The organism is Mesorhizobium sp. B2-6-1, assembly GCF_006440475.1.
In the GTDB taxonomy this organism is placed as follows: domain Bacteria; phylum Pseudomonadota; class Alphaproteobacteria; order Rhizobiales; family Rhizobiaceae; genus Mesorhizobium.
The window spans coordinates 80238-104338 of sequence record NZ_VFUH01000017.1; the positions used below are offsets into that span (position 1 = coordinate 80238).

23 protein-coding genes and 1 pseudogene are annotated in these 24101 nt (G+C 60.9%); 17 read left to right on the top strand and 7 right to left on the bottom strand.

Translation table 11 applies throughout. The annotated features are described in order from the left end of the window. Positions 1-153 precede the first annotated feature (153 nt). From FJ443_RS27090 to FJ443_RS27120, 7 genes and pseudogenes are all read left to right on the top strand, one after another. On the top strand, positions 154-1818 hold the full coding sequence (locus FJ443_RS27090) for an ABC transporter ATP-binding protein (protein ID WP_140499535.1): 1665 nt from the start codon (positions 154-156) through the stop codon (positions 1816-1818). 23 nt (positions 1819-1841) lie between these two features. Continuing rightward, positions 1842-3512 carry a peptide ABC transporter substrate-binding protein gene (locus tag FJ443_RS27095; RefSeq protein ID WP_140499533.1) on the top strand — a complete coding sequence of 557 codons (1671 nt, stop codon included), beginning with the start codon at positions 1842-1844 and terminating at the stop codon, positions 3510-3512. A gap of 80 nt (positions 3513-3592) precedes the next feature. Further along, entirely contained in the window at positions 3593-4543 is a 951-nt protein-coding gene (locus tag FJ443_RS27100) for an ABC transporter permease (protein ID WP_140499531.1), read from the top strand. A 32-nt stretch (positions 4544-4575) separates the two neighbouring features. Then, positions 4576-5454, top strand: coding sequence for an ABC transporter permease (locus FJ443_RS27105; protein WP_140499530.1), 879 nt, complete (start codon positions 4576-4578; stop codon positions 5452-5454). Between the two features lie 55 nt (positions 5455-5509). Further along, the gene (locus FJ443_RS27110) at positions 5510-6820 is read left to right on the top strand and encodes an FAD-binding oxidoreductase (RefSeq protein ID WP_140499527.1); all 1311 of its coding nucleotides are present in this window, start codon (positions 5510-5512) and stop codon (positions 6818-6820) included. A 62-nt stretch (positions 6821-6882) separates the two neighbouring features. Beyond that, positions 6883-7493: pseudogene (locus FJ443_RS31850) on the top strand (IS481 family transposase); the annotation flags it as partial. A gap of 271 nt (positions 7494-7764) precedes the next feature. After that, positions 7765-9087, top strand: coding sequence for an FAD-binding oxidoreductase (locus FJ443_RS27120; RefSeq protein ID WP_140499813.1), 1323 nt, complete (start codon positions 7765-7767; stop codon positions 9085-9087). A gap of 438 nt (positions 9088-9525) precedes the next feature. On the opposite strand, the gene FJ443_RS27125 is transcribed toward FJ443_RS27120, so the two are convergent. Beyond that, positions 9526-10464, bottom strand: a complete 939-nt coding sequence (locus FJ443_RS27125; RefSeq protein ID WP_140499525.1) for an ornithine cyclodeaminase family protein — start codon at positions 10462-10464, stop codon at positions 9526-9528. A gap of 132 nt (positions 10465-10596) precedes the next feature. Here FJ443_RS27125 and FJ443_RS27130 point away from each other — a divergent pair, with 132 nt between their 5' ends. From FJ443_RS27130 to FJ443_RS27150, 5 genes are all read left to right on the top strand, one after another. Beyond that, a complete protein-coding gene (locus tag FJ443_RS27130; RefSeq protein ID WP_224646636.1) occupies positions 10597-11625 on the top strand; it encodes a GNAT family N-acetyltransferase in 1029 nt (342 codons plus the stop codon). Between the two features lie 11 nt (positions 11626-11636). Then, entirely contained in the window at positions 11637-12815 is a 1179-nt protein-coding gene (locus tag FJ443_RS27135; RefSeq protein ID WP_140499523.1) for an alanine racemase, read from the top strand. A gap of 57 nt (positions 12816-12872) precedes the next feature. After that, positions 12873-13064 (top strand): hypothetical protein, encoded by a 192-nt coding sequence (locus tag FJ443_RS27140; RefSeq protein WP_224646634.1) that lies wholly within the window; start codon positions 12873-12875, stop codon positions 13062-13064. Beyond that, entirely contained in the window at positions 13061-14515 is a 1455-nt protein-coding gene (locus tag FJ443_RS27145) for an aldehyde dehydrogenase family protein (RefSeq protein ID WP_140523349.1), read from the top strand. Before FJ443_RS27140 ends, FJ443_RS27145 begins: the two co-directional genes overlap by 4 nt. Before the next feature lie 143 nt (positions 14516-14658). After that, on the top strand, positions 14659-14904 hold the full coding sequence (locus FJ443_RS27150) for a DUF982 domain-containing protein (RefSeq protein WP_140499519.1): 246 nt from the start codon (positions 14659-14661) through the stop codon (positions 14902-14904). Positions 14905-15156: 252 nt separating this feature from the next. Here the strand turns inward: FJ443_RS27150 and FJ443_RS27160 are convergent, their stop codons facing one another. Together FJ443_RS27160 and FJ443_RS27165 are read right to left on the bottom strand one after the other, a co-directional pair. Then, positions 15157-15477 carry a hypothetical protein gene (locus FJ443_RS27160; protein WP_140499517.1) on the bottom strand — a complete coding sequence of 107 codons (321 nt, stop codon included), beginning with the start codon at positions 15475-15477 and terminating at the stop codon, positions 15157-15159. Between the two features lie 15 nt (positions 15478-15492). Then, positions 15493-15702 (bottom strand): hypothetical protein, encoded by a 210-nt coding sequence (locus tag FJ443_RS27165; protein WP_140523352.1) that lies wholly within the window; start codon positions 15700-15702, stop codon positions 15493-15495. Between the two features lie 957 nt (positions 15703-16659). Between FJ443_RS27165 and FJ443_RS27175 the strand changes: the two genes are divergently transcribed. From FJ443_RS27175 to FJ443_RS27190, 5 genes are all read left to right on the top strand, one after another. Then, positions 16660-16869 carry a hypothetical protein gene (locus FJ443_RS27175; RefSeq protein ID WP_140523478.1) on the top strand — a complete coding sequence of 70 codons (210 nt, stop codon included), beginning with the start codon at positions 16660-16662 and terminating at the stop codon, positions 16867-16869. A gap of 703 nt (positions 16870-17572) precedes the next feature. After that, the gene (locus tag FJ443_RS27180) at positions 17573-18106 is read left to right on the top strand and encodes a sigma-70 family RNA polymerase sigma factor (protein WP_140499513.1); all 534 of its coding nucleotides are present in this window, start codon (positions 17573-17575) and stop codon (positions 18104-18106) included. A 28-nt stretch (positions 18107-18134) separates the two neighbouring features. Further along, the gene (locus FJ443_RS27185) at positions 18135-18878 is read left to right on the top strand and encodes a hypothetical protein (protein ID WP_224646632.1); all 744 of its coding nucleotides are present in this window, start codon (positions 18135-18137) and stop codon (positions 18876-18878) included. A gap of 548 nt (positions 18879-19426) precedes the next feature. Continuing rightward, positions 19427-19714: a hypothetical protein gene (locus FJ443_RS31475; protein WP_140736593.1), complete on the top strand. Its 288-nt coding sequence runs from the start codon at positions 19427-19429 to the stop codon at positions 19712-19714. A 14-nt stretch (positions 19715-19728) separates the two neighbouring features. Further along, on the top strand, positions 19729-19950 hold the full coding sequence (locus FJ443_RS27190; protein WP_140499509.1) for a hypothetical protein: 222 nt from the start codon (positions 19729-19731) through the stop codon (positions 19948-19950). A 465-nt stretch (positions 19951-20415) separates the two neighbouring features. Here FJ443_RS27190 and FJ443_RS27195 read toward each other — a convergent pair whose 3' ends face one another. The 4 genes from FJ443_RS27195 to FJ443_RS27210 all read right to left on the bottom strand — a co-directional run bounded on the left by FJ443_RS27195 (position 20416) and on the right by FJ443_RS27210 (position 24093). Then, positions 20416-20841, bottom strand: coding sequence for a hypothetical protein (locus tag FJ443_RS27195; protein WP_140523354.1), 426 nt, complete (start codon positions 20839-20841; stop codon positions 20416-20418). 809 nt (positions 20842-21650) lie between these two features. Further along, positions 21651-22367, bottom strand: a complete 717-nt coding sequence (locus tag FJ443_RS27200) for an ABC transporter ATP-binding protein (RefSeq protein ID WP_140523358.1) — start codon at positions 22365-22367, stop codon at positions 21651-21653. Beyond that, a complete protein-coding gene (locus FJ443_RS27205) occupies positions 22364-23104 on the bottom strand; it encodes an ABC transporter ATP-binding protein (protein ID WP_224656199.1) in 741 nt (246 codons plus the stop codon). The genes FJ443_RS27200 and FJ443_RS27205 overlap by 4 nt, the downstream gene beginning before the upstream one ends. Before the next feature lie 2 nt (positions 23105-23106). After that, positions 23107-24093 (bottom strand): branched-chain amino acid ABC transporter permease, encoded by a 987-nt coding sequence (locus FJ443_RS27210; protein WP_140523360.1) that lies wholly within the window; start codon positions 24091-24093, stop codon positions 23107-23109. Between the last annotated feature and the right edge of the window lie 8 nt (positions 24094-24101).

The window sequence follows — 24101 nt, forward strand, 5'->3', positions numbered from 1 at the left end:
CCTGGATGAGCAGAACCCGTCTCTCGCGGCCTCAGCGTGCGAAGCGTCGAGATGCCCAGGCTACGGCTGTTGCGGTGAGGCGCTTCTGCTCAAAGGGCGATGATGCGGTCCGCAACAGCGTGGACCCGCTCGGTTGAAGGGGATCTGATCCAGATGGTCGCAAGCATCCAGGCTGTTGCCCCCCATGACATAGCGCTTTCGGTGCGCGATCTGACCGTAAGCCTGCCGGCCGGGATGGAGCGGGTCCATGCGGTCGAGAATATCTCGTTCGATCTGAAACGCGGCCAGATCCTCTGCATCATAGGCGAGTCCGGATCAGGCAAGTCGGTCACGGCGAACGCGATCATGGGGCTCCTGCCCAAGGTGATCCGCCTCTCATCGGGTTCAATACAGTTGGAGGGGATGAACATCATCGGCATGTCGCCCGACAAGCTGCGCAACCTGCGTGGTCGGGTCGTGTCGATGATCTTTCAGGATCCGCTCTCGGCGCTCAATCCCCTGATGACCGTGGGCGCGCAGATTGACGAGGTCATGGCCGCGCATGGATACGGCACGCCAAAAACCTGCCGCGACCGCGCCATCGAGCTGCTCACTGAAGTGGGCCTGCCTGACCCCGAACTCATGTATCATCAGTACCCTTTCCGGCTTTCGGGCGGGCAGCGACAGCGCGTCATGATCGCCATGGCCTTGGCGCTCGAGCCGACGGTGCTGATCGCCGATGAGCCAACCACTGCGCTCGACGTGACCACCCAGGCACAGATTCTGGAGTTGATCCGCGACATTCAGCGCCGCAAGGGCATGAGCGTGATGTTCATCACCCACGATTTTGGCGTGGTGGCGGAGATCGCCGACAGCGTCGTGGTGATGGAAAAAGGTCACATCGTCGAGCAGGGCAGCGCCGAGCAGGTGCTGAAGTCGCCCAAGCATCCCTATACGCAGCGCCTGATCGCGGCCGTACCGCATCTGACCGGCGAAGATCGCCCTCGTGCGGAAGCCGCCAGCAAGGAGCCGATCCTGAAAGTCGAAGGTCTGGTGAAGACCTATCGTGGCGGCAGCGCGCTATTCGGAGCGCAGCGGATTGTGATGGCGGTGAACGAGGTTTCGTTCGAACTGGCGCAAGGCCGCACCCTGGGCGTCGTAGGCGAGAGCGGTTCAGGAAAATCCTCGCTGGGCCGGCTTCTGATCAAATTGCTGGACAGCGACGGCGGCGAGATTTTGTTCGAGGGATCTGACATCGCCAAGCTTTCCGAAGCGAAGTTCCGCCCACTTCGACCGCGGATCCAGATGATCTTCCAGGATCCCTTCGCGTCTCTGAACCCACGCTCAACGGTCGGCCATATCATCACGGTCGGTCCGGTGGCACACGGAATGCCTTACGCCCAAGCGCGCGAGGAAGCGCGGGCGCTCCTGGCCCATGTCGGTCTCGATGTCGGCGCCTTCGGCCGCTATCCGCACGAGTTCTCGGGTGGGCAACGCCAGCGCATAGGCATCGCGCGCGCGCTGATGTTCAAACCGAAGCTGCTCATTGCCGATGAGGCGGTTTCCGCGCTCGACGTGTCGATCCAGGCGCAGATCCTGCAGCTTCTGGACCAGATCCAGCGCGAGACTGGCGTATCGATGGTCTTCATCACGCACGACCTGCGAGTCGCCAGCCAAATCTGCGATGAAATCGCCGTGATGCAGAAGGGCCGGATCGTCGAGCGCGGACCGCCCTCGCAGATATTCCTGAACCCGCAAGCAGCCTACACGCGCCAACTCGTGGCGGCGATTCCGGGGGAGCGGCCAGGCAATGCCCGTCCCATTGCAGCAAACGCATGAAAAATAACAAGAGAGGAACTACGATGACCAAAAATGCAACGACTACATCCAACTATTCGAGACGCCAGGCACTCCGACTGATGGCGCTAGGGGGGGCTGCAGGCTTGATCGCGCCCAATCTTCTGGGCAAGTCCGCTTTCGCCAAGACCCCTGCCACGGGCCCGGCCGGTCGCGTCGTCGTCGGCCTCTCACAAGAGCCGACGGTGTTCAATCCGCTGATGGCGCATATCGAAGTCGATGACGCGGTCCATTTCTCGGTTTTCGATGCGTTGGTCAGGATGGATGCCGAAGGTGTCCTTCAGCCGAACCTCGCGGCCGAGGTGCCAAGCCAGAAGAACGGCGGCATTTCGGAGGATGGTCTCAACTGGCGCATCCGGTTACGTGACAATGTTCGCTGGCACGACGGCGAGCCCTTCACGGCCGAGGACGTGAAATTCACCCTTGAGCTCATCACCAACCCGAAATTTCGCGCTTGGCGTACAAGCGGCCATTCGCTCGTGCAGGACATTACGGTGGTTTCGCCCACCGAGATCACCTGGCGGATGAAGGAGGCTTTTGCGCCCTATCTGTCGTTCCTGGCCGAAACCTTCATAGTGCCCAAGCACATCCTGGGGAAAGAGGGCGATCCGAATACAGCGGCGTTCAACCAGGCGCCGATCGGCACCGGCGCTTTCAAGTGGAGCCAACGGGTAGCCGGCGACCATATCGAGCTCGTCGCCAACCCCGAGTATGCCGGCGAGGGCCCCTATGTCGAGCAGCTCATCTTCAAATACATCCCCGATATGACGGTGCTCTACACGCAGTTCAAGAGCGGCGACGTCGACCTGGTCGATCAATCCTACATTACCGCCGACCATTATGCTGAAGCCCGCGAATTGCCAGACCGCGTGGTGACACTGGAGACCGGCGCATCCGTGGAGTCGATCTACCTCAATCTGGGGCGCCCGCAGTTCAAGGACCTGGCAGTGCGCCAGGCGCTTTACGCCGCAATGGACAGGAAAGCGATCGTTGACACGATCTATTACGGCGTGGGCACTCTCACCGAGACCTTCATGCCGAAGGAGTCCTACTACTACAATCCGAACCTGCCCGCGCAGGAATTCAATATGGACCGCGCGCGACAAATTCTGGATGAGGCCGGCTGGGCGCCAGGCCCGGATGGAATTCGCGCCAAGGATGGAGTGCGACTGTCCTTTGCCAATTCGACGACGTCAGGCAACAATCTTCGCGAGCAGACGCAGCAGTTCCTGCAGCAGACGTTTGCCGAGATCGGCGTCGAGATGACGATCTCGAACTTGCCGGCTGCGGTCATGTGGGGCGAATTCTGGCTGAAGTCGCAGTTCGACACCGCCATGGTGGGCGTTACCTATCTGATTGCCGCGGACCCCGACGCCACAAACCGCCTCCATACGAAGGCAATCGCTGCTCAAGGCGGGCACGGTTCGAACACCGGGCAGTATTCCAACCCCGAAGTCGATGCCCTGCTTGAAAAGGGTGCTCGCAGCTTCGATCAGGAAGAGCGGCACGGGATCTATAACCGCGTGCAGGAAGTGGTGCGTCACGATCTGCCCTTCCTGCCGCTGTTAGCGATCACCAACGTGCTCGGACGCAAGGCAGGGTTGGACGGTTTCAAGCCCAATGCCAACACGCGCACCGCGTCGTGGCATGCCGCAGACTGGCGCTGGAAGGCCTGATCCATCCTATTGCCGTCGCCGGATTTCACTGCGGCGACGGCAACAGCCTAAAATCGCCAACCCACAACGGAGGACTCAGAATGCGCGGCTTCCTGCTCAATCGCCTCTCGCAGAGCCTGGTGCTGCTTGTGATCGTTTCGATCATCGGCTTCGGCATTCTGAACCTCCTCCCGGGCGGCCCACTGGCGCAATTCGGGCTCGATCCCGGAATGACCCAGCAGGATATCGAGCGGCTGAAGGGATTGCTTGGCCTCGATCGGCCTATATGGATCCAATACCTGGACTGGGCATGGCGGCTGCTGCAGGGCGACTGGGGACACTCCTTCCGCGACGGAGCGCCGGTATTGCAGATCATTGGCAGCCACGTGTTCGCCACGCTGCTGCTGATGGGATCTTCAACCGTGATTGCGATCTCCATTGGCGCCTGGATTGGAATTCGGGGCGCCACACGCCGCTACTCGCTATTCGACTATCTAGCGACTGTCGGTGCCATGATCGCTTTGTCGGTCCCTACCTTCTGGTTCGGACTCGTCGGCATCTACATCTTTTCCCTGAAGCTGGGCTGGCTGCCCGCGGGCAATATGTCCGAGATCGGAGATGCCTCGATCCTGGGATATCTCCACCATTTGATCCTGCCAAGTATCGTGCTGTCGCTGGTCCATGTCGCGATCTGGAGCCGCTACATGCGGACGGCGACCCTCGACGCCATCAGCCAGGACTTCGTCAAGACGGCTCGGGCCAAGGGATTGAGCGAACGGCGGATTCTGATGAGGCATGTCGTCGGCAACGCACTCTTGCCGATGATTACCTTGGCCGGGATGCAGCTTCCCAGTGTTCTCACCGGCGCTCTGGTGACCGAAACCGTCTTTACCTGGCCGGGAATGGGACGGTTGTTCCTGGATAGCCTTGGCTATAGCGACTATCCGGTTGTGATGGGGCTTTTGATGTTCTCGGCCATCCTCGTTCTGCTTGGAAACCTAATCGCCGACATTGTCGTCGCTATTGTCGATCCACGTATTCGCCTGGCTTGAGCGCGCAACTTCCCCGACAGGAGACAGCCGATATGACCGCTCTCACCGCAAATGCAGCTCCAAGCCGATGGACAAACAACCGCGCGGCGCTTCGTTTCATGAGACACCGCCTGGCGCTGCTCGGGTTGGCGATGATCATTTTCCTCGTGCTTGCTTGCGTGCTCGGCCCCCATCTACTGCCTTATGACTCACTGTATATCGATCTGCGGGCCCGCTTTGCCCCACCGCTGACGGGCCACCACTTTCTGGGCACTGATCCGCTTGGCCGCGACCTTGCGGCAAGATTGTTGATGGCGGGACGAATCTCGCTGCTGGTGGGTTTCTTCGCCATGGTGTTGTCGACCCTCGTCGGCACGCTTGTCGGCGTGATCGCCGGCTATCGCGGCGGCTGGATCGGGGCGACGCTGATGCGCACGGTCGATGGCTTCCTGTCGTTCCCTTCGATCTTTCTGCTCCTGGCGCTGGCTGCGGCACTGAAGCCCAGCCCTGTGATGATCACCGTCATCATCGCCCTCACCAGTTGGATGGAGGTTGCCCGTATCGTGGAAGCGGAAGTCCGCTCGTTGCGGGAACGCGAGTTCGTCCTGGCCGGGCGCATGCTGGGATTGAGCGGCACCCACATCATGTTCCGCGAGATACTGCCCAACGCCATGGGACCCATTATCGTTGCTTCCACCCTGACGGTCGCGCGCGCCATTCTGATGGAAGCCTACATCAGCTTCCTGGGCTACGGAATTCAGCCGCCATTGCCCAGCTGGGGCAACATGCTCAACGGCGCCCAGCAATATCTGGGCAGCGCACCTTGGCTGGCCATCATTCCCGGAGCTGCAATCACCATCGCGGTGACCAGTTTCAATTTCATTGGTGACGGACTGCGTGACGCGCTGGACGTCCGGGACGACCATATTTGAAGTGCCGCGAGCGGCCGCTTTCTTAATCCCTGGAACATCAAGAGAAGTCAGTCACGTGCAAGAGCCCAAAGTCGCCGAAAAGAACACGCCCTACTGGTGGGAAGCGGCGCCCGTCATGCCGCTGCCGCGGCAGCCGCTGGCAAAGAAGCTCGATGTGGTGATTGTCGGCGCCGGCTATGCCGGGCTTTCGGCTGGGCTTGTGCTGGCGCGCGAGGGGCGCTCGGTCGCCGCTTTCGATGCGATGCATCCGGGCGAGGGTGCTTCCACGCGCAACGGCGGGATTACGAGCGGCAGCATCCGGCCGGACCATGCCACGATCACCCGGCGCTTCGGTGAAGAGAAGGCCATGGCGATCGAGGCCGAGGGCAAGATCGCGCGCGAATTCCTCTACGACTTCATCAAGACCGAAGGGCTCGACTGCGACTTCCGGCTGGTTGGCCAGTTCAAAGGCGCTTTCGGGTATCAACAGTATGAGATAATGGCGCGTGGCGCCGAGACACTGGCGAAGAAACTGGGGATCCAGTCCTACGCCGTTCCGCATGCCGAGCAGCGAAATTATATCGGCACCGATTTCTACCGCGGTGGAACCGTCCGGATGGACATTGGCGCGCTGCATCCCGCAAAATTCCACGCTGAACTCCTGCGGGTGGCGCTCGGATCCGGGTTGACGGTCCATTCGCATACAGCGGTCAAATCGATCGAGAGGAATGGTTCGGGGTTCCGCGTCACGACACCGGCAGGGACGGTGGATGCACGGCAGGTTCTGGTCTGCACCAATGGCTATACCGACGGCGCCGCTCCGTTCCTGCGTCGCCGCTTGGTTCCGGTCCGCAGCCGGATCATCGTGACCGAGGAACTTGCGCCCGATGTCATGGCGCAACTGATGCCGAAGCTGATGACGATCACCGAAAACCGGCAACTCGGTTTTTATTATCGTCCCTCGCCCGACGGGAAACGCATTCTGCTGGGCGGGCGCGACAGTTCTCGCGTCGGCGATCCGGTGGCGCCGAAACTTCTGCTACGCAAGGGCTTGGTGAACCTTTTCCCGGAATTGGAAAACGTCCGCCTTTCGCATTGCTGGTTCGGCAACGTGGCGATGAACCGCGATATGCTGCCCCGCATCTTCGAGAAGGAAGGTGTGGTCTATGCCACCGGCTTCTGCGGTTCGGGCGTGGTCTGGGCGCCATGGATCGGCATGCGTGCGGCCCACAAGCTGATGAGGCATGGCGAGCAGTCCCGCACGGCGTTCGACTTTCGACCGCCTTCGGCCATCCCGCTCTATCGCGGCGATCCGTGGTTCATGCCTGCGATTATCCAGGGCTACCGGTTGCAGGACCGTATCGCCTTCTGGCGCGCCAGCCGCTGACGGCCAAAGGTGACGGCCTTTTTTGACTATTCGTCGCTGCGGCCCGGCTGGAGGCACCGCGGAGCTTGAGGGCGCTGGCGAAGCGCTATGGAATCAACCAGAAGACCGTCGCGAAGTTGCAGAGTCGAATCTGTGTCCTCGATCTGCCGATTGGGCCGAAGGAGGCGCGGTCGACCCTGCTCACGGTCGATGAAGAGGCCGTCATCGTCGCCTTTTGACGCTATACGCTGCTGCCGCAGGATGACTGCTTCTATGCGTTGCAGCCGACGATCCCGCATCAGGGCAAGCAGCACAAGTTCGTCGCCATCTATCGTACCTCGAAGGGCGCCTTCATGGAATTGCATGAGAAGGCCACCACTGTCGTCTCCCGAGAGTTCCTGCTCCGGCTGATCGCGGCCGTTCCCCATAAGATCCACACAGTGCTCACCGACGATGGAATCAGTTCACCACACCTAATGCCGGAGGCTCGGCCGTGCCGCAGATCAATGAGGCTATCGCCAACGGCGAACGCTTCTGGGCGCACGCCTTCGAATATGCCTGCGCCACGAACGACATCGAGCACCGTACGACTAAGGCCAAGCATTGGACCAATGGACAGGTCGAGAGGATGTACCGCACGATTAAGGACGCCACGGTCAAACGCGTCTACTAGGGAAGTCACGATCAGCTCAGGTAACACCTCGGACTTCTTCGCCGACTACAACTTCGCACGCAGGCTCAAGACCCTCAAGCGCGTTCCAACGGACTCGCGAAGCGGTTACGCCGCCCTGCGCCGAACTGGAACTCGGTCGGGCTTGAGCAGATCGTATCGGTCAAGGGATCAAGAAACCGCACATCTGGCGAAGTCCTAGATGATTTCGGCACATTCTTTCGAGCGCACGATGCGATGAAGGGCTGATCGGAACTTTGCTTCCGCATTCATGGCAGCCGAGGTTGGTTGGAACATGTCGCCCCGAGTCGAGCGCATTCACAGCGATGAGCGTCTCCCGGCCGAAGTCGACGTCGTCATCGTCGGCGGCGGCATCCTCGGCTCTACGGCCGCCTATTTCCTGGCGAAGCGTGGCCTCTCTGTGGCTCTGCTAGAGAAGGGCCACGTCGCCTGTGAACAATCGAGCCGAAACTGGGGTTGGTGCCGTCAGCAGAACCGCGATCGGCGCGAACTGCCGCTCTCGGTGATCTCCATGCGACTGTGGGACGAGCTGACGCGCGATATCAATCGGGACCTTGGATTTCGACGCTGCGGTCTCGTCTATGCGACTCACGACGAGGCTGTGCTCGCCGGCTGGGAAAGGTGGCGCGAGGTCGCCAGGGAGTACGAGGTCGACACCCGCATGCTGAGCCGGGCGGAGGTGGCCGAGCGCGTCCCCGAAGCACGCGACAAATGGGTCGGCGGGACCTATTCAGACCGGGATGGTAAGGCAGAACCTGCGCTCGCCGCGCCGGCTATCGCCGAAGGGGCCAGAGCTCTGGGCGCCACCATCCACCAGGAATGCGCCGCGCGGGCGCTCGACTTGGCCAATGGCAAGATTGCGGGCGTGCACACGGAGAAGGGCTACATCAGAACCGGCGCGGTGCTGTGCGCCGCTGGCGCCTGGTCCTCGCGCTTCCTTAGGCCGCTCGGGATCAGTTTCCCCCAAGCAAGCATCCGGCAGACCGCGCTGCGTTCCACCCCGACAATCAACATAGGCGAGGCGGTCTCCACACCCTACTGCACGATCACGCGCCGACTGGACGGCAGCTATACGCTTGCGATCAGCGGCAAGGCGAACCTCGAAATCACGCCCCAAGCTATCCGGTATAGTCGGGAATTCATGCCGCAATTCTTGCGTCGCCTAAAGAACGTCAGGCTCGGCATCGGCCAATCGTTCCTTTCGGGGCCGGATTCAATGCCGGCGCTGCTGACCAGCGACGATCGGATCTTCGAACAGAATCGGGTGCTGGATCCTCCACCCTTAAAATGGCTGGTAAGCCAAGTGGTGGAGAGTGTCCGGAAGACCTTCCCCCAACTCGGCGACATAGAGATCGATAGTGCCTGGGGCGGCTTCGTCGATTGCACGCCGGACGCAGTGCCTGTGGTGTCGCAGGTGGACGCGGTGAAAGGTCTCGTCCTCGCGGCGGGCTGCTCGGGCCACGGCTTCGGTTTGGGCCCGGGGCTTGGCTATCTGGCCGCAGAGCTGGTCGTAAACGACACGCCTTGCGTCGATCCTACACCGTTCCGCCTGTCGCGTCTGGTCGACGGCTCGAAGCTGGACATCGCCGCTATCTGAAGATCAGTGGGAAGTCAGGCCTGACGCGCACCAACAAGCGCCGCTATGGCCTGCAGGACAAGATCGCCTGGTGGCGGGCCCAACGCTGACGGCTAAAGCTGGCGGCCCATTGACCATGCGGCGCTGCGGCCCGGCTGAATGATCGCGTCTCCAACGAAGACCATCACATGCACTACATCTCCACACGCGGCCATTGGTTGGGACTAGCCTCAAGGGGGCGATCTACGGCACGAACGTCCATGGCAGAATTCTGATGGCGACGATGACGCTGGTTTCTCACTCAGGCTATCGAATCTGGGACTTGGTTGCCATTCGGTCGTTGGCGGTGGACCGGAGTCTTGAGCTCCATGCGGCGCCATGAACCACGGCTCGGCTGTAAAGGTCTTTTCCAGTGCAGCGGAAAAATTCGTCGGCTGGGATCTGCCGGTGTGAAGGCGGTCAGTGGTGGGACGCTTTCGCGCGGATCAGCGCGTTGGCCATGTAGAGATCCTGGAGAGAGATACCGGAACTGTCGAAGACAGTGATTTCATAGTCGAAGCGGCGTCCGGGGGCACGCCTTTCAATGACGTCGCCGATTGGTGTTATCGCATGCACGCCGGCATCGATCTCGTCGAGCACGTGTTGGAACTCGCCGATCTGGACGGACTGGGAAAGCAGATCACAAAAGAGACGTGCTCTGGGAAATAGTTCTCTCGGCAATTCGCACTTGCCCGGAGCATCCGACCCCATGCTGACGATATGGGTTCCGGGTCCCACCCAAGCGGAATCGAACAGGGCTTCGCGTGAGGGTGTCACTGTGACCACGATGTCGGCTGCGCGGACGGCTTCTTCGGGCAAGGCAGCGCGCGCGTCCAGGCCCCTTCTCGCGATCTGATCGAGAAGAGCGTCGCGCCGTGGTGAAGGCCGGGCGACGACCAGCACGGTTTCGATTGGGCGGATGCGTGCCAGCGCCATCACTTCGAAGCCCGCCTGATTGCCGGCGCCGAATATCGCCAGGACCTTGGCTTGCTTGCGCGCAAGGAAATCGGCAGCAACCGCGTCGGCTGCGGCCGTCCTGTAGGCGTTGACCTTCCCAGCCTCGATAACGGCGCGGAGCCGACCTGAATGCTGATCGAGCAGCACGATTGTGGAGTTGTGGCGGGGAAGGCCACGTGCCGGGTTGCCCGACCAGAAGGAGCCAATTTTCACCCCGGTTAGGTCATCCGACGAACCGGATTTGATTGAGAAGGTATTGGTTGCCTCCTGTGTGCGCCCGAGAACAGCGGGAAAGATCCAGCTCCGCCGCGACGCTGCTGCCACGAAAGCCTCCCGCGCCGCCTCGAAAGCAAGCTCATGCGTGACAAGGGCGGCCGATTCCTCCTCGCTGATGTAGATCATCCAAAGTTCCCCATGTGCGTCAGTCGTTTATCGCTGGTTGCAGCTACGGCGTTACCGAGGCTGAAATCGCACCCCACGGCGAACGATGCGGACCTCAGCCGATCGCAGGGCAACCAGGCGGAGCGATTCTAGGTGCCCGATAGTCCTCGCCTGATTTGCGCAATTTGGGATGCCGAGGAACTGCTTAAAACGAACAATCCCGCTGAATTGAAAGCGCAAAACAGCAGCGAAATCTGTCCGCCGGACGCCACTCTAAGGTGCGACTTCAATCCTGGATCGAATGACAGCGTTGCACTTATGGCAATTGAGCATGGCACAGACATCGTCAGCAACCAGATGGAGCTGATGAAATTGGAGCCCCGCCATTTGCCGGGCGCGTTGAAGCTGTCGCAGGAGATGGGCTGGCCCTATCGCCTGGAGGATTGGGAATTTGCCGCAATGGTTGGAAATGGTCTGGTCCTGGAGCGGGGAGGACACGTGATCGGCACGGCCATGTCCTGGAGCTACGGACCGACCTATGCTTCCGCCGGAATGATCATCGTCACCGGCTCCGCGCAAGGCGGCGGCAACGGCTCCCGGCTCTTTGATGGATTGCTTGCGGCTACACAGGGGCGCCACGTGCTGCTCAATTCGACCGAAGAGGGGCTCGCGCTCTATAAACGGCGTGGCTTCACTGCCTGGGGCACTGTACTTCAGCACCAGGGCCCGCTGACTGTTGCCGTGACGCAGACGACCCCTGACATCCGTCAGGCGACGGTCTTAGACCTCGCGGCAATCCAGGCCTTCGACGAACGGGCCACCGGCATGCCCCGGACGGCGATGGTGGCTGCGCTCGCCGATGCGGGCAAGGTCGTCGTTATCGAGCGCGCGGGGCGGGTTGCCGGCTACGCCATCGCCAGGAAGTTCGGGCGCGGCTATGTTGTCGGCCCCTGTGCGGCCGAAAGCGTGGAGGACGCGCGGCTTCTGATCCTGGCCCAGCTTTCGAAGCTTCGCGATCAATTCGTTCGCATCGACGTCTATGCCGAGGATGGATTGGGCGACTGGCTTGAGAGCCTCGGCCTCAAGCGGACCGGCAGTGCCACCGCTATGGTCAAAGGGCAACGACCCGTTTCTGACGGGCTGGCCCACATGTACGCATTGGCAAACCAGTCGTTCATTTAGGAAACAAGGTCATGGACAATAGGGCGGCAAATCTATCAGGGAGCGCGACGGCGAAGAGTATCGACGCCCTTGTGACGCCGACCCTGCTGCTGGACCGCGGACGGCTCGGACGCAACATTCAACGCCTCGCTGAACGCGCCAAGAAGCTCGGCGTGGTGCTGCGTCCGCACATGAAGACGGCCAAGAGCATCGACGTCGCTTGCGACGTGTTTCCACAGGGACCCGGTCCCATCACGGTCTCGACCGTCGCCGAGGCGGCGTATTTCGCGGACCACGGCTTTCGCGACATCACCTATGCCGTCGGCATCTCGCCGGCTTCGGCAAGGCGCGCCATGGAGCTTTGTCGCCGTACCGGCGCCGATGTGAAGCTGCTTCTCGATTGCGTGGACCAGGCCGACGCCCTGGCCCGAGTGCGCGAAGCCACCGGCATGACGCCCTCGGTCCTCATCGAACTGGACTGCGACTACCATCGCGGTGGCTTGAGGCAGGACGACCCAAGATTGCTCGACGTGGCCAACAGGGTTGTCGCTGCCGGTGCCAAGCTCGTCGGCGTTCTCGCTCACGCGGGCGAATCCTACGGCTTGAACACACCCAATGCGCTGGTCAAGGCAGCGGAGAACGAGCGTTCAGCCGCCGTGCGCGCCGCTGAAATCCTGCGCGCTTATGGCCACGCCTGTCCGGTCGTCAGCGTCGGCTCGACGCCGACAGCGCATTTCGCCCAGAACCTGGAGGGTGTCACGGAGCTGCGCGCCGGCGTCTACATGTTCTTCGATCTCGTCCAGCATGGGGTTGGCGTCTGCGACCGCGACGATCTCGCAATTTCCGTTTTAGCCACCGTTATCGGCTCCAAGCCGGAAAATGGATGGGTGCTGGTTGACGCTGGGTGGATGGCGCTATCGCGCGACCGGGGAACCGCAAACCAGCAGATCGACCAGGGTTACGGCGTGGTCTGCGACGAAAAGGGGCGCGTGCTTGAAGATGTGATTGTGGCCCAGGCCAGCCAGGAACACGGTATCCTCTCCATTCGTGCCGGTTCCGGGAAATCCATGCCCGAACTGCCGCTCGGGTCTCGGGTCCGGATCCTGCCCAACCATGCGTGCGCGATGGCTGCCCAGCATGACTTCTACAGCGTCGTCAACGGGGACAGCCCCAAGATTGAAACGCGTTGGGAGCGGATGCGCGGCTGGTAGACGCGCGAACACACGCCTCGGACGAGCCCACTCTAATCAGCACTGGCGGTCAAGAAAATGAAATTTGCCTCTTACTGGTTGGATAAGTCGACGCTGATAGGCAGCACCATGACTGATGTCATGGATGGGCGCCCCGACCTGAACCTCTGGAAGGATTTCGAATGGCCAGCGATACCCGGCTATTTCGGGCGCCCCTGGTTCCTGCCGGTTCTGGGTGCCTATTCCCGTATTAAGGATCTTGTCGCGTGATCCCGCCCCTCGAACATCTGTCGCGCAACGGCCACCTGGACAAGTTCTTCATCGACGGTCGATGGGCCGAGCCACGCGGCACCGCCAAGGGCTTGGTGGTGAACCCCTCCACCGAAGAGGTTGTGGCTCGGTTTCCGCTCGGAAACAGCTTGGACGTGGATGCGGCCGTTGCAACGGCCCGCCGGGCATTCGCCGCCTGGAGCCGGACCACGCCGGAATATCGTGCCGGTCTGCTCGACCGCCTGCAGGCGCTGGTCGAGGCGCGCAGTGAACTGCTTGCGCAATGCCTCACCCTCGAAATGGGCGCGGCGATTGGATATGCGCGCACCGCCCAGGTGCCGCTGGCGATCGCGCATATCAAGGTCGCTCGCGATGTGGTGACAGCCTTTCCCTTCGTCAAGCAGCGGGGCCAAACCGCCGTCACCCACGAACCGATCGGTGTCTGCGCCTTGATCACGCCATGGAATTGGCCCCTTTACCAGATCACCGCCAAGGTTTCGCCCGCGCTCGCGGCAGGCTGCACGGTCGTGTTGAAGCCGAGCGAGCTTTCTCCCCTGGACGCTCTGCTGTTCGCCGAGGCGATCGAGGAAGCCGGCTTCCCTGCCGGCGTTTTCAACCTCGTGCAGGGTGATGGTCCGGGCGTAGGTGCTTGTCTCGCCTCCCATCCCGATGTCGACATGATCTCCATTACCGGGTCCACCCGCGCGGGCATTGCGGTGGCCCAGGCGGCAGCGCCGACGGTCAAGCGTGTCGCGCAGGAGCTCGGCGGCAAGTCGCCCAACGTGATCCTGCCGGACGCCGATCTCGACCGCGCCGTTTCCCTGGGCATAGCCGCCGCCTTCCGCAATCTCGGCCAGTCATGCAGCGCTCCGACACGCATGATCGTGCCACGTCCGCTGCTCACCGAGATTGAGGCAATCGCCAAGAGGGTCGCGGCCCAGATCGTCATTGGCGATCCTCTTTGCGAAGCCACCACTCACGGTGCGATCGCCAATCGTGCCCAATTCGACCGCATCCAAACCATGATCGGCGTCGGCATATCGGAAGGCGCCAAGGTCGTCATCGGCGGACCTGGTCGTGCACACGATCTGAACGTCGGCCTCTATGTGAAGCCGACGATCTTTTCGGCCGTGCGCACTAACATGCGCATTGCACAGGAAGAGGTTTTCGGTCCAGTTCTCTGCATCATCCCCTACGACACAGTTGATGAGGCCGTCAGCATTGCCAATGACACGGTCTATGGTCTGGGAGCCCATGTGCAGGGCAATGATATGGACGCCGTCAGAGACGTCGCATCGCGCATTCGCTCCGGTCAGGTGCATCTCAACTACCCGGCCTGGGATCCGCACGCGCCGTTTGGCGGTTTCAAGCAGTCCGGAAACGGACGCGAATATGGGATCGAGGGCATGCTGGAATATCTGGAGGTCAAATCCATCCTCGGCTATTTCTAGGCGATCTTTGCCCGGCGCAGAGGCGCGCCGTCGGAGCCATTCATGCCAAGAGTACAAGAGACCGACGGTGAATTGGTCGAGATCATCATGAACGAAGCCAAGTTTCGCGGCCAGTTCGTCCTGTTCGACCTCAGAGAGCCTTTATGAGCCTCCATTGGTTCAATCCCCCGGTCTCTATCAGGACTGGCAAGCCTGGCATGACGTATAGCTGCAACAACGTCGAGGGTGCAGCTCGGGAGCTCATGGGGTGGAACGATCGCGGCCCCAAATGGGACCTTGCGGTACGCGCCTGCCTGTCCTGTTTGGCTGGCGACATGACACCTGAGGATGTCCGCCAGGCGTTCATTGCCGCTGCTGAGGAGGGAGGCAAGCTGCTTGCCAGCGGTTGAGACTATAGCTTACTCCATGTCTGGCACGTCGCCACCCACAAACAGCGTCGTCGGCTCCCGTATTCGCGCAGTACCGGGTTGGCTTCACGCGACCTCGCAATGACGCCGGCATGGTTCCCCGCCAAGTCCTTGCGGTCCATATCGCCCGATCTCCAGTCGGCTGGTCCGAAGACAGGCCGGAGGTCGCCAGTCTCATCGCGGCCAAAGGCGGTGACGACGATTAGCTTCGGGGCTTTATGTTGCGGCATCAGGTTATCTGAGATGGGGGTCCTCTTTGGGCTGGAGCAAGAGCCGGTGGACGTTGAGCGGTGGAGGGGGCAGAACCTCGGTCATCTCGAATAGAGGCACCGATAGGCCGCCTTGCTCTGGCGCTGTGTGCTTTGACTTAAGGTCCGCTATTTCCTCGTCGCGTCTGGCAATTCGGCTTTCCAGATTGGCGATACGCTCAGTCAGCAAATACCGTCCAACAGCGAAGCCGCCGCCTCCAAACAGCACGGCAAACGTGGCAAAGGCTGCCGGGTTGGCCGCTACCAGCGCAGAGTTACTCTCAATGAAAGCGATAAGGTCATGCATTGAGGGTTGTCTGTCTCACCCCAGCACAGGCGGCGTAGGATCGAAGCTGATCGCCACGAGCCCCGGATGCCTGTGAGCGAGGGCGAGGATCTGTGTCTCAAGCTCGCAGTTGTAAGCCATGAGCGCCTTTACGGTCTCAAGGGGCGTTTCGTAGCGGGCGATGAGCTTCTCCGCCTCCGCGTGTAGTTCGGCTTTGGTTTCGGCGTCTAGGTGCATCGTGCCCATTGCAGTATTTTCCTAACGGGTTGCTCTGCGGGGTGCCGAGCGCGCGTCAAGGCGGTCCTGAAGGTAACCGTTGAGAACGATCATTTCCTTGAGGGCCTTCATCAACGTCGCCCTTGTGTACGGCAACGAACCTGTCGACGGTGGCTTGAAGGGCAGCCTCTTGCCGGCTGTCGAGTGACACAACGCAATCCACCTGAACGCCTCCTAATGTCGTGGACAGTGAACAAAAATGGAACAAAACTGTCAAGAGTGAAATGACTAGACGAGGAATAAATCCCTTTTTTTGGGCTCTGCCTGACAGGGATGGAAGACGGAAGCGCGGGCCGCACGCCGACACCTGAAGCGTGCGCGTCAGTGCCTTCATGGGCATGATCAAGTGAGCAGAGAAACGGTTGAGAGAATCGATGGGATGATCATAGCCCTGGCCGCGGAGGAGTGCTCTTTCTTTGCTTCCTCTTCCCCTTCGGCCATCGAACGACGCGGAACTCTGAGGCCGCCTCGTCCCTTTAAGGCATAGCTCTACCTGCTGAAGGCAACCAGGATGCCGAGCTCTTCCTGCATGGCGCCATGTGGCCCTCGATGCAGGAACTCGCAGTCCATCGAGGGGCCCCGCTGGCTCCCGCCGGCGGGCTCTTCAGTCACCCAGCGAAACGAAGCCGCTTCCGGCAAGTCCGGAGACTAAAGGAGGTTCCGATGAGAGAGCACGGCGGCGGACCCGAAGATGACGAGGGCATGCAGTTGCTTGCTCGGCGGCTGGCTTGAGAGGTCGGCATCCCGGAACGAGAACCGCGCGGTCAAGCTCATTGGTACCGACTGGAGTTCTTTGGGCGCGAAGCAAGTTTCCTGAAAAACCAGCGCTGGCCATTGTGATCTCGGCCAGGATCGCTGCCCTTGAAGGTCTTGCACGGCCGGAGGTCTTGCTGCATGTTTTCGGTGTTGGATTCCCGGGAGAAAATCATGCCAATTCAACAAAAGGCGGCGGAGGCCGGTATTTTCGACGCATCTGAGTTGGCACTGCTTGGGCGGGTTTTCCACAACCTTAAGCTAGGCAACCCATCGCCGGATGAGCGCGAGTTCATTGCCTCCCGAATTATCGCGAATTACATGGCAGGTGTGGTCGACGAGGCGGAGTTGGTTTTGCTCTCGAAGCAGCCGCTTGGCCGTTAGCCAACTCGCGGAACTTACCGCCTGCCCAGTTTTTGCGCTTCGGGGCCTTGTCGGTCTTTTTCTTTGACGCGAACAACGTACTCTTTCCGAAGTTGGAGCGCCGGAAGCTTCGCAGCGATACTCCCAGCTTCCGCAGCCCGTCTCGCCCACGGCAATGGCTTGCGGCTGTGGTATCCGAGTCGGCAGGCAGAATGATAACCATTCGCGCCTGACGCCTCGGGAAGAGCGGTCTTCCCGCTACCAGAAACACGATGACGAGAGCGCATAGCGCCAAGACTGCGGCGAAGGTGTTTGCTGTGAACTCGCCAAGTTGCATGACCATCCTCGTAAGGGACACGCGGTTAGACGAGTACCCGAAGATACCGACGAACAAGGGATCTTATTCCACGGTGCTTCGCAAAGGGCGGCAAAAAGATCGATTGGAATGGAATAATATCGGGCACAGCTCAGTAGATGGCCCAAGAACGAGCGTGAACGGAAATGCGTGGCGCGTAAACCGATCGTCACGATGATACAGGGAGCGGTAGCGAGTGCTGGAGGGTGGCTTGCCTCTCGCAGCTTGCAGGCGGGAGGAGCACGCTCCCATCGGCCCAGCGGTTGCCTGTCCCTGTCCCTGACCGCTGGGCCGATCCTCGGGTTTTCGGCCGGCAGACGATGAGTCCGAGTTGGAAATGGCGCTCGGGCTAACGCAGTATGAGACGGGATGAAAACGACGATCGACGTCATACCGCATCTGGAGGATCTTTGGCGCTACGGCCGGGTGCTCACAGGCAACGATTCCGACGCCGACGATCTGGTGCAGGAGGCCCTCGCCCGTGCGCTGTCGATGGCGGGCGGCTATGACACCTCCAGACCGCTGCTTCCCTGGCTGATACGGATCGTTCGGAACACTTTTTTGACCGGCGCTAGCCAGGCCAATGCCGACCGACGACGCTTGGCGTCCATCGCGGACATGTCCGACACTGCGTGGCCGCCATCGCAAGAACATTGCGCCGAGCTCTCCAAAGTCGGAAGGGCGCTCGCGCGAATGCCGGCCGATCAGGCCGAAATACTCCATCTGGTTGGAGTGCTGGGCTTTACCTACTCCGAAGCGGCCGAACTGCTTGGAGTGCCGCCAGGAACCGTGATGTCCCGGCTTAGCCGAGCTCGCGCTGCCTTGAAGCACAACATGGAAAATTTGGACGATGGAGCTTCCCCTCATTTGAAGGTCGTGGGAGGGCGTTATGTGGCCCGATAATCGTGTTTCGCAAGAGGATATCGGCCGCTTGCTGGATGGCGAGCTGTCGCCGTCGCAGAGATCCGAGCTGGAAGCCAGGCTTGCCCGCGATCCGGAACAGGCGGCAGAGGTTTTTGCCCACGCGCAGCGCATGGAAGCGTTGCGCAAGTCCCAACCCCGGCGGTTGTTTCCGCCCAGCGTGAGCCTGAAGAAAGCCAGGCAGCTGGAGAGGGCGTTTCGCCGCAGGAAGATGTTCACATTGCTCAGACTTCAAGTCGCGGCCGTCGCGCTGGTTGCGATCGGGTGGTCGGCCAACTCGCTGACCGTGCCGCTTCGCCAGGGAGGCAAGACAGCCGATGAGACCTTCATCCTGGCCGCCCGAGATGCCTTGCGGGTGGCACAACTGAATGCAGGTCCGGAGACGGGCACCGAGCCGAAGCAGGACAAGATCGAGCGACTGGTTGGCGCCGTCAACGTCAGCATGCCGACCCTTCCATCGGTATGGGTTGTGAAGGATGTCCAAGTACAGCCTTGGAACGGACAGCAAAGCCTGGTCGTGACGGCCGACACACCAAGCGTCGGTCGGATCACACTTGTCGCGGCTCCGATGAACGGCGAGGACGCCGTTTCGCCGACCACAGCGACCGACGGTCGCGTCCCGACAGTCTATTGGCAATCGGGAGGCACAGCCTACGCCCTGATGGGCTCGGCCGCGCCGGACCGGCTTGAGGTGGAAGCAAAGCAAATCGAAGTGGCAACGCGAAGAAACGTCTCTGCGAAGATCAGGGGCTAAAAGGTTGGCAATGGCAGAGGGAAACATATGCGCTCAGCAATTGGTCTATGGAACTCCGTACCGTTCGTGATCAGTTGGAAAGGTACAGGTTGGACTTGCTTTGATCGGTCGGCGACGGCCAGCGCGCCGATAGCAAAGACAGAGCAATGAACGTCCTGTCATTCGAAAGGCGGTATTTTCCCGCCACGTGCCCTGTCTGCACCGGCACGGCGCTCGAGGCCGACGTCACTCTTCGCAAGATCGAATTCCAATGTGCGTCTTGCGGAGGTTTCGAGATCACTTCCGCCGCGCGCTCTGCAATGAAAGGGCTGTCGCAGGAAAACCGTTCACTGTGGTTGTCGCAAGCTAGGCAACAGGGTTCCACGATTCCGCTGGTTGCTTGCGCAAACGAGACCCTCCTAACCGACCACTTTGATGACACAGGCTGATGTCCAAGGAAGTGCGACCGCGCGGGCACTTCCTGACGGCCCGGCACCAGGCTGGGGTGGTGTCGGGCCGTTTGCATCTTGGCGCAATGAGTTCCATCCCAGGGTCCTATTCTTGATATCGTGACGATCACCATGCGCAGATTGGAAGAGTACGAGGAAATTGGTCTCATAGGGTATCCCGGTGACGGAGAGTACATCGCCGTTCTGCGAGACAGCGAGCGCCAGAACTGGCTGCTCGGCGGTGAACGGTGTGGGCTGAACGGGACCCTCCTGGCGCATCAAGCAGCGGCTCTGCCCAGGTACTACCCGCACGGATCTCGCCTCGTTCTGGTGACGATAAGAGACAATTGGATTGTTGCGCTCCGGGACTACGGCGGCGCGGAAAACAGCCAAAACGCCAACGGATGATCGCGAGAAGGGCCTTGACTGCTGGGAAGAAGGATACGGCCAGGCGGCACACCGATCTTCAGGCCGCGGCCATGCTACGTGCTTCGACGATAGCCTTTGATGTGCGCACTGAAACGGCAATTTCGGAAGTCGCCGCCGAGATGAGCCTCGATCGGTTGGAGGTCATTCGCCTTGCGCTTCGAGAATGGCTGGCGATGCGCAAAAGCCTGCGCTTTCCCTCGGACATCCCGGAGTAGTTCATCATCCCTGGCTGAGGCAAGCCATGCCGCACAGGCACGTCAAGGCCGGCACAGTCTGGACTTCTACGAGCCGATCAACGTCCTCAAGCCCGTGGCCTCGATCTGGATTGTCGATGGACCTGAAATCAGGTTCGGCGTGGGCTGGCTGAAATTCCCCTTCACGCATAACGATCCTTCGGCCGCGCTGTGGCGAGCTGGTCCTGCATTCGTCTGTGAGATCTTGCGTCTGTGAGATCTTGCCCAAACTGCGATCGGGGATCGGAATGCTGGGATCAATTCGGTTCCTGGTTGCGCCGAACTGGTTTCACCGTTGGTGCCTGCCTGATTGGAAAGCTGCTGTCTCCCCAGATATGCTGGTGGCCACCGGCACCGGCCCTTGAAGCCACGCTTCATACATGGTCGCGCCTCCATTGCGACGGTCGCGCGACATAGCGCTGCCTGGCGAAAGTCCAAGATCGGCAATCAGCTCTTGGTGTTGTCCTGAGCTACGCTGTTCGCCGGGATTGTGTCCATCGCTGCCAATTTGTCCGCACATAGATCTGCGGCGCCTGGCACATCCTTCTTCATGCCGGCCAGTTTGACCCACCCGCCATCGCTGATGAAGCTGTCTCTCTGGTAGGAAGACGTATCCTTCAGCTTGGCCAGGTTGTCGCTCGCGTTGGACGCAGTGATGAATTTTTCCACACAAAGATTGGCCGCCAGTTCAGCCTTGGCCTTGATAGCGGATGTATTCGCCATTTCCGATGCCGTCCCTGCCGTCGTCCAGCCACCGGCGGTGAAGCCGACGATCATCGTCAATACAGCAGCACCCACTAGCGACCAAAACCAAAGTGTCTTGGAAGGTTGGTATTCGTCGAAGCGTTGCGACAGTGTTCGATCGGTTGTCATAGTTTCCTCCTTTTGAGATACGCTCTTCGTTTCGGGGTGATTTCCGCAGCCGTGGGCCGACAGTGGCCGGAATTCGAGCGATCATCGGCAGGACAATGCTCCCCGGCAAGATCGATCCAGTTCAGGAAACAGGGCAGGGGGATGCAGGGTCCGATTGGCAGCACTTTCGGGCGCGAGCACGTGGGCGCCGATCCTCTATCGTCCTCACCCATCTCCCGCACTCTGGCGCCTGAGACGACGTGCTTGAGCATCCGGAAATTTCCCAAAACGGCAAGAGCGGACAAACTTCACCTCGATGCTGCATATACCGAGCCTGCCGCCAAACTATTCCAAGCTAGTCTCGATTATGTGAAGTCGCGGTAGGCTCCGTCGCCAATAGCCGGAGCTGACGACATGGCGCAAACGGCGCCCTCATAGGATTGAGGCCCCGCAAACAGCCCGGTCAACTACGTCGGCAATCAACGGGAGGTGAATGGCTGCTCAGCAACTCCTTGCCTGGAAGCTGACGATCGGATTGCAGTCCCACCGCAGTCGTCCAGTGGCAGATCAGTTGGATATCCGGCAACGTCCATAACCATCATCTTTTTTTGCTGGTCTGCGGGCATCTGATCGATCAGTTCGGCGCGCTACGGCTCCTGCTTCTCCATCTCATTCGATTGGCCGCTTCTTCAGCGGGTGTGGCGCGGATTGAGCAACCGGTTCCGCGAGGGGTAACAGAAAGGGCCAAAGGCTCTAATCGCCACTGGATCACAGTGCAGTGGCAGGTCAGGAAATAGCAATCCCCGACCGCAAGAGCAGAACTGCAAATCTCACGCTCCGCCCATATAGATGTCCATGATCTGCCGGTCGTCGTGCACGTCCTGAGGCCTTCCCTCGAAGCGCCTTTCGCCGGCCGCCAAGATGTAAAGTTTGTCTGCAATGGGCATGGCCTCGCGGATGTTCTGCTCCACCATCACGATGCCGATGCCACGCGAGGTGAGGGTGGTAACGCGTTCGAGCGTCTCAATGACCATGGCCGGCGATAATCCAGCGGAAGGTTCGTCGAGTAGAATGAAGCGAGGTTGCGAGACCAGCGCTCGCGCCAGCGCAAGCATTGCCTGCTCGCCGCCTGAAAGCGAACCGGCCGCGGTGCGCCGCCGCCGCGCCAAAGAGGGATATTGCTCGATCAGCGCCTCGATGCGCTGCTCGACTAACCGGCGGTCCGCGATGGCGTAGCCACCCATACGCAAATTTTCCATCACCGTCAGGCGTGGGAACACGCCGCCGCCCTGGGGCATCAGCACGAGCCCTTCGCGCACTATCTCATGAACGGCAAGGTTGGAGAGCGTTGTATCGCCCAGGCTCGCCCTGCCGCTCCACACCGGCAGCGCGCCGGCAATGGCCTTGAGCAAGGTCGACTTGCCACACCCGTTCGGTCCGAAGATGCAGGTGATCTTGCCAGCCTCCGCATTAAGCGAGACACCGTGGACGATCTCCTGCTTGCCATAGCCGGTGACGATGTTTTCTGCCGTGAGCGTGGCGCTCATTGCGGCCGCCCCAGATAGGTCTGCATGACTTCCGAGTCGCGAACAATGTCGTCGAACGAGCCGCTAGCCACGACACGGCCTGCGTCCATCACGATGATGCGGTCGCACACATTGCGCACAATCTCCATGTCGTGCTCGATGATCAGGAAGGTGACGCCGCGCTTGCGCAGCCGCGCGATGGCCTCGACGATAATGTTCCGGATATTTGGATGCACGCCCGCCGTCACCTCGTCGAGCAGAATGAGCGAGGCCTGGCGCATGATGACGCGCCCGAACTCCAGCAGTTTCTGCTGGCCGCCCGAAACGTCGGAGGCGCGATTGTCGGCGACATGGTCCAGCTTCAGCAGCGCCAGTGTTTCGGCCGCCCGTTCACGCGCGCCCTGCCAATGGCCCTCGGCCGCTGCTGCCAGTAGGTTTTCTATGACGGTCATATTGTCGAACATGGCCGGAATCTGGAAGGTGCGGGCAAGCCCCAGCCGCGCGATAACGTGAGTCTTTCGGCCGCCGATCTCGTGACCGTCGAAGCGGATCTGGCCGCGATCAGGGGTGACCGCGCCCGATACCAGGCTGAACAGTGTCGACTTGCCCGACCCATTAGGCCCGATCAGGCCGGCGATCTCGTGCCGAGCGACGTCCAGGGAGACACCGTTGACGGCTTTGATGCCGCCGAAATGGCGGTAAAGTTCGCGCACGACGAGGATAGGGTCGCCGCCGCCAGCCGTTCGGTCGTCGGCCACGCTCAATTGGGCTCTCCCTGGTCACCGCCGACAAGCTTGTCGACCGCCTTTTCCAGCACGGCGCCGGAGTTGCCGGCGCGCTTCGAAAACAGGCCGGCGATGCCGTTCGGCATGAACAGCACCACCAGCACGATGGCCGCGCCCAATATGGCGATATAGAAGGCGGTGTCGCCCCAATACATCCAGATCAGCCGGTTGACGACGAACAGCCCCACGCCGCCCAGTGCCGGCCCCCACAGGCTGCCCAGCCCGCCCAGCAGCACCATGACCACCATCTGGTCGGTGATGTCGCCGCCGAAGACGCTCTTCGGATTGATAAAGGTGACCCAGTAGGCGAAGATCGCGCCGAACACGGAGGCGGTGACGGCGCTGAGCACAAAGGTCTGCAGCTTGACCAGCGAAGTGTTGATGCCCATTGCCTCGGCCGCCAGTTCGTGGTCGCGCAGCGCCTTGACCTTCAGCCCAAAACGTGAGCGCTCGAACAGCGCCCAGGTGATTAGGTAGGTCAGCGCCGCTGCGGCGAACATGGCGAAGTAGAAGAAGCGCTCATCGAGAAACGGCGGCAGTCCAATTCCGCCGATGCCGCCGGTGAAGTCCATCACCGAGGCGAACTGGATAAGCACCTCGGCGAAGGCCCAGGTGGCTATGGCGAAATAAGCGCCACGCAGGCGCAGCGTCGGCGCTCCGATTATGATGGCAAACAGCGCTGTCACAACCATACCGGCGGGGACGGTGGCGAAGAAGGGCCAGGCGAGCTTGTCGCCCATCAGCAGCGCGGTGACGTAGGCGCCGAGCCCGAAAAAGGCCGAATGGCCGAAATTGATGTAGCCGGCATAGCCGCCAAGTATGTTCCAAGAGCAGGCCAGCCCCGCCCACATCAGTGCGCCGGTGGCGATACGCAGCCAATAGTTGTTGACCAGCATCGGCAGCAGCGCCAACACGCCGATCACCGCGATCAGCAGGAGGACGCCGGCCCAGCGTGGGTTCATGTCCGGTC

Coding starts and splice junctions, on each gene's coding strand:
- FJ443_RS27090 (WP_140499535.1), top strand. CDS start 154: ATGGTCGCAAGCATCCAGGCTGTTGCCCCCCATGACATAGCGCTTTCG.
- FJ443_RS27095 (WP_140499533.1), top strand. CDS start 1,842: ATGACCAAAAATGCAACGACTACATCCAACTATTCGAGACGCCAGGCA.
- FJ443_RS27100 (WP_140499531.1), top strand. CDS start 3,593: ATGCGCGGCTTCCTGCTCAATCGCCTCTCGCAGAGCCTGGTGCTGCTT.
- FJ443_RS27105 (WP_140499530.1), top strand. CDS start 4,576: ATGACCGCTCTCACCGCAAATGCAGCTCCAAGCCGATGGACAAACAAC.
- FJ443_RS27120 (WP_140499813.1), top strand. CDS start 7,765: ATGTCGCCCCGAGTCGAGCGCATTCACAGCGATGAGCGTCTCCCGGCC.
- FJ443_RS27125 (WP_140499525.1), bottom strand. CDS start 10,464: ATGATCTACATCAGCGAGGAGGAATCGGCCGCCCTTGTCACGCATGAG.
- FJ443_RS27135 (WP_140499523.1), top strand. CDS start 11,637: ATGGACAATAGGGCGGCAAATCTATCAGGGAGCGCGACGGCGAAGAGT.
- FJ443_RS27140 (WP_224646634.1), top strand. CDS start 12,873: ATGAAATTTGCCTCTTACTGGTTGGATAAGTCGACGCTGATAGGCAGC.
- FJ443_RS27150 (WP_140499519.1), top strand. CDS start 14,659: ATGAGCCTCCATTGGTTCAATCCCCCGGTCTCTATCAGGACTGGCAAG.
- FJ443_RS27160 (WP_140499517.1), bottom strand. CDS start 15,477: ATGCATGACCTTATCGCTTTCATTGAGAGTAACTCTGCGCTGGTAGCG.
- FJ443_RS27165 (WP_140523352.1), bottom strand. CDS start 15,702: ATGGGCACGATGCACCTAGACGCCGAAACCAAAGCCGAACTACACGCG.
- FJ443_RS27175 (WP_140523478.1), top strand. CDS start 16,660: ATGCCAATTCAACAAAAGGCGGCGGAGGCCGGTATTTTCGACGCATCT.
- FJ443_RS27180 (WP_140499513.1), top strand. CDS start 17,573: ATGAAAACGACGATCGACGTCATACCGCATCTGGAGGATCTTTGGCGC.
- FJ443_RS27195 (WP_140523354.1), bottom strand. CDS start 20,841: ATGACAACCGATCGAACACTGTCGCAACGCTTCGACGAATACCAACCT.
- FJ443_RS27200 (WP_140523358.1), bottom strand. CDS start 22,367: ATGAGCGCCACGCTCACGGCAGAAAACATCGTCACCGGCTATGGCAAG.
- FJ443_RS27210 (WP_140523360.1), bottom strand. CDS start 24,093: ATGAACCCACGCTGGGCCGGCGTCCTCCTGCTGATCGCGGTGATCGGC.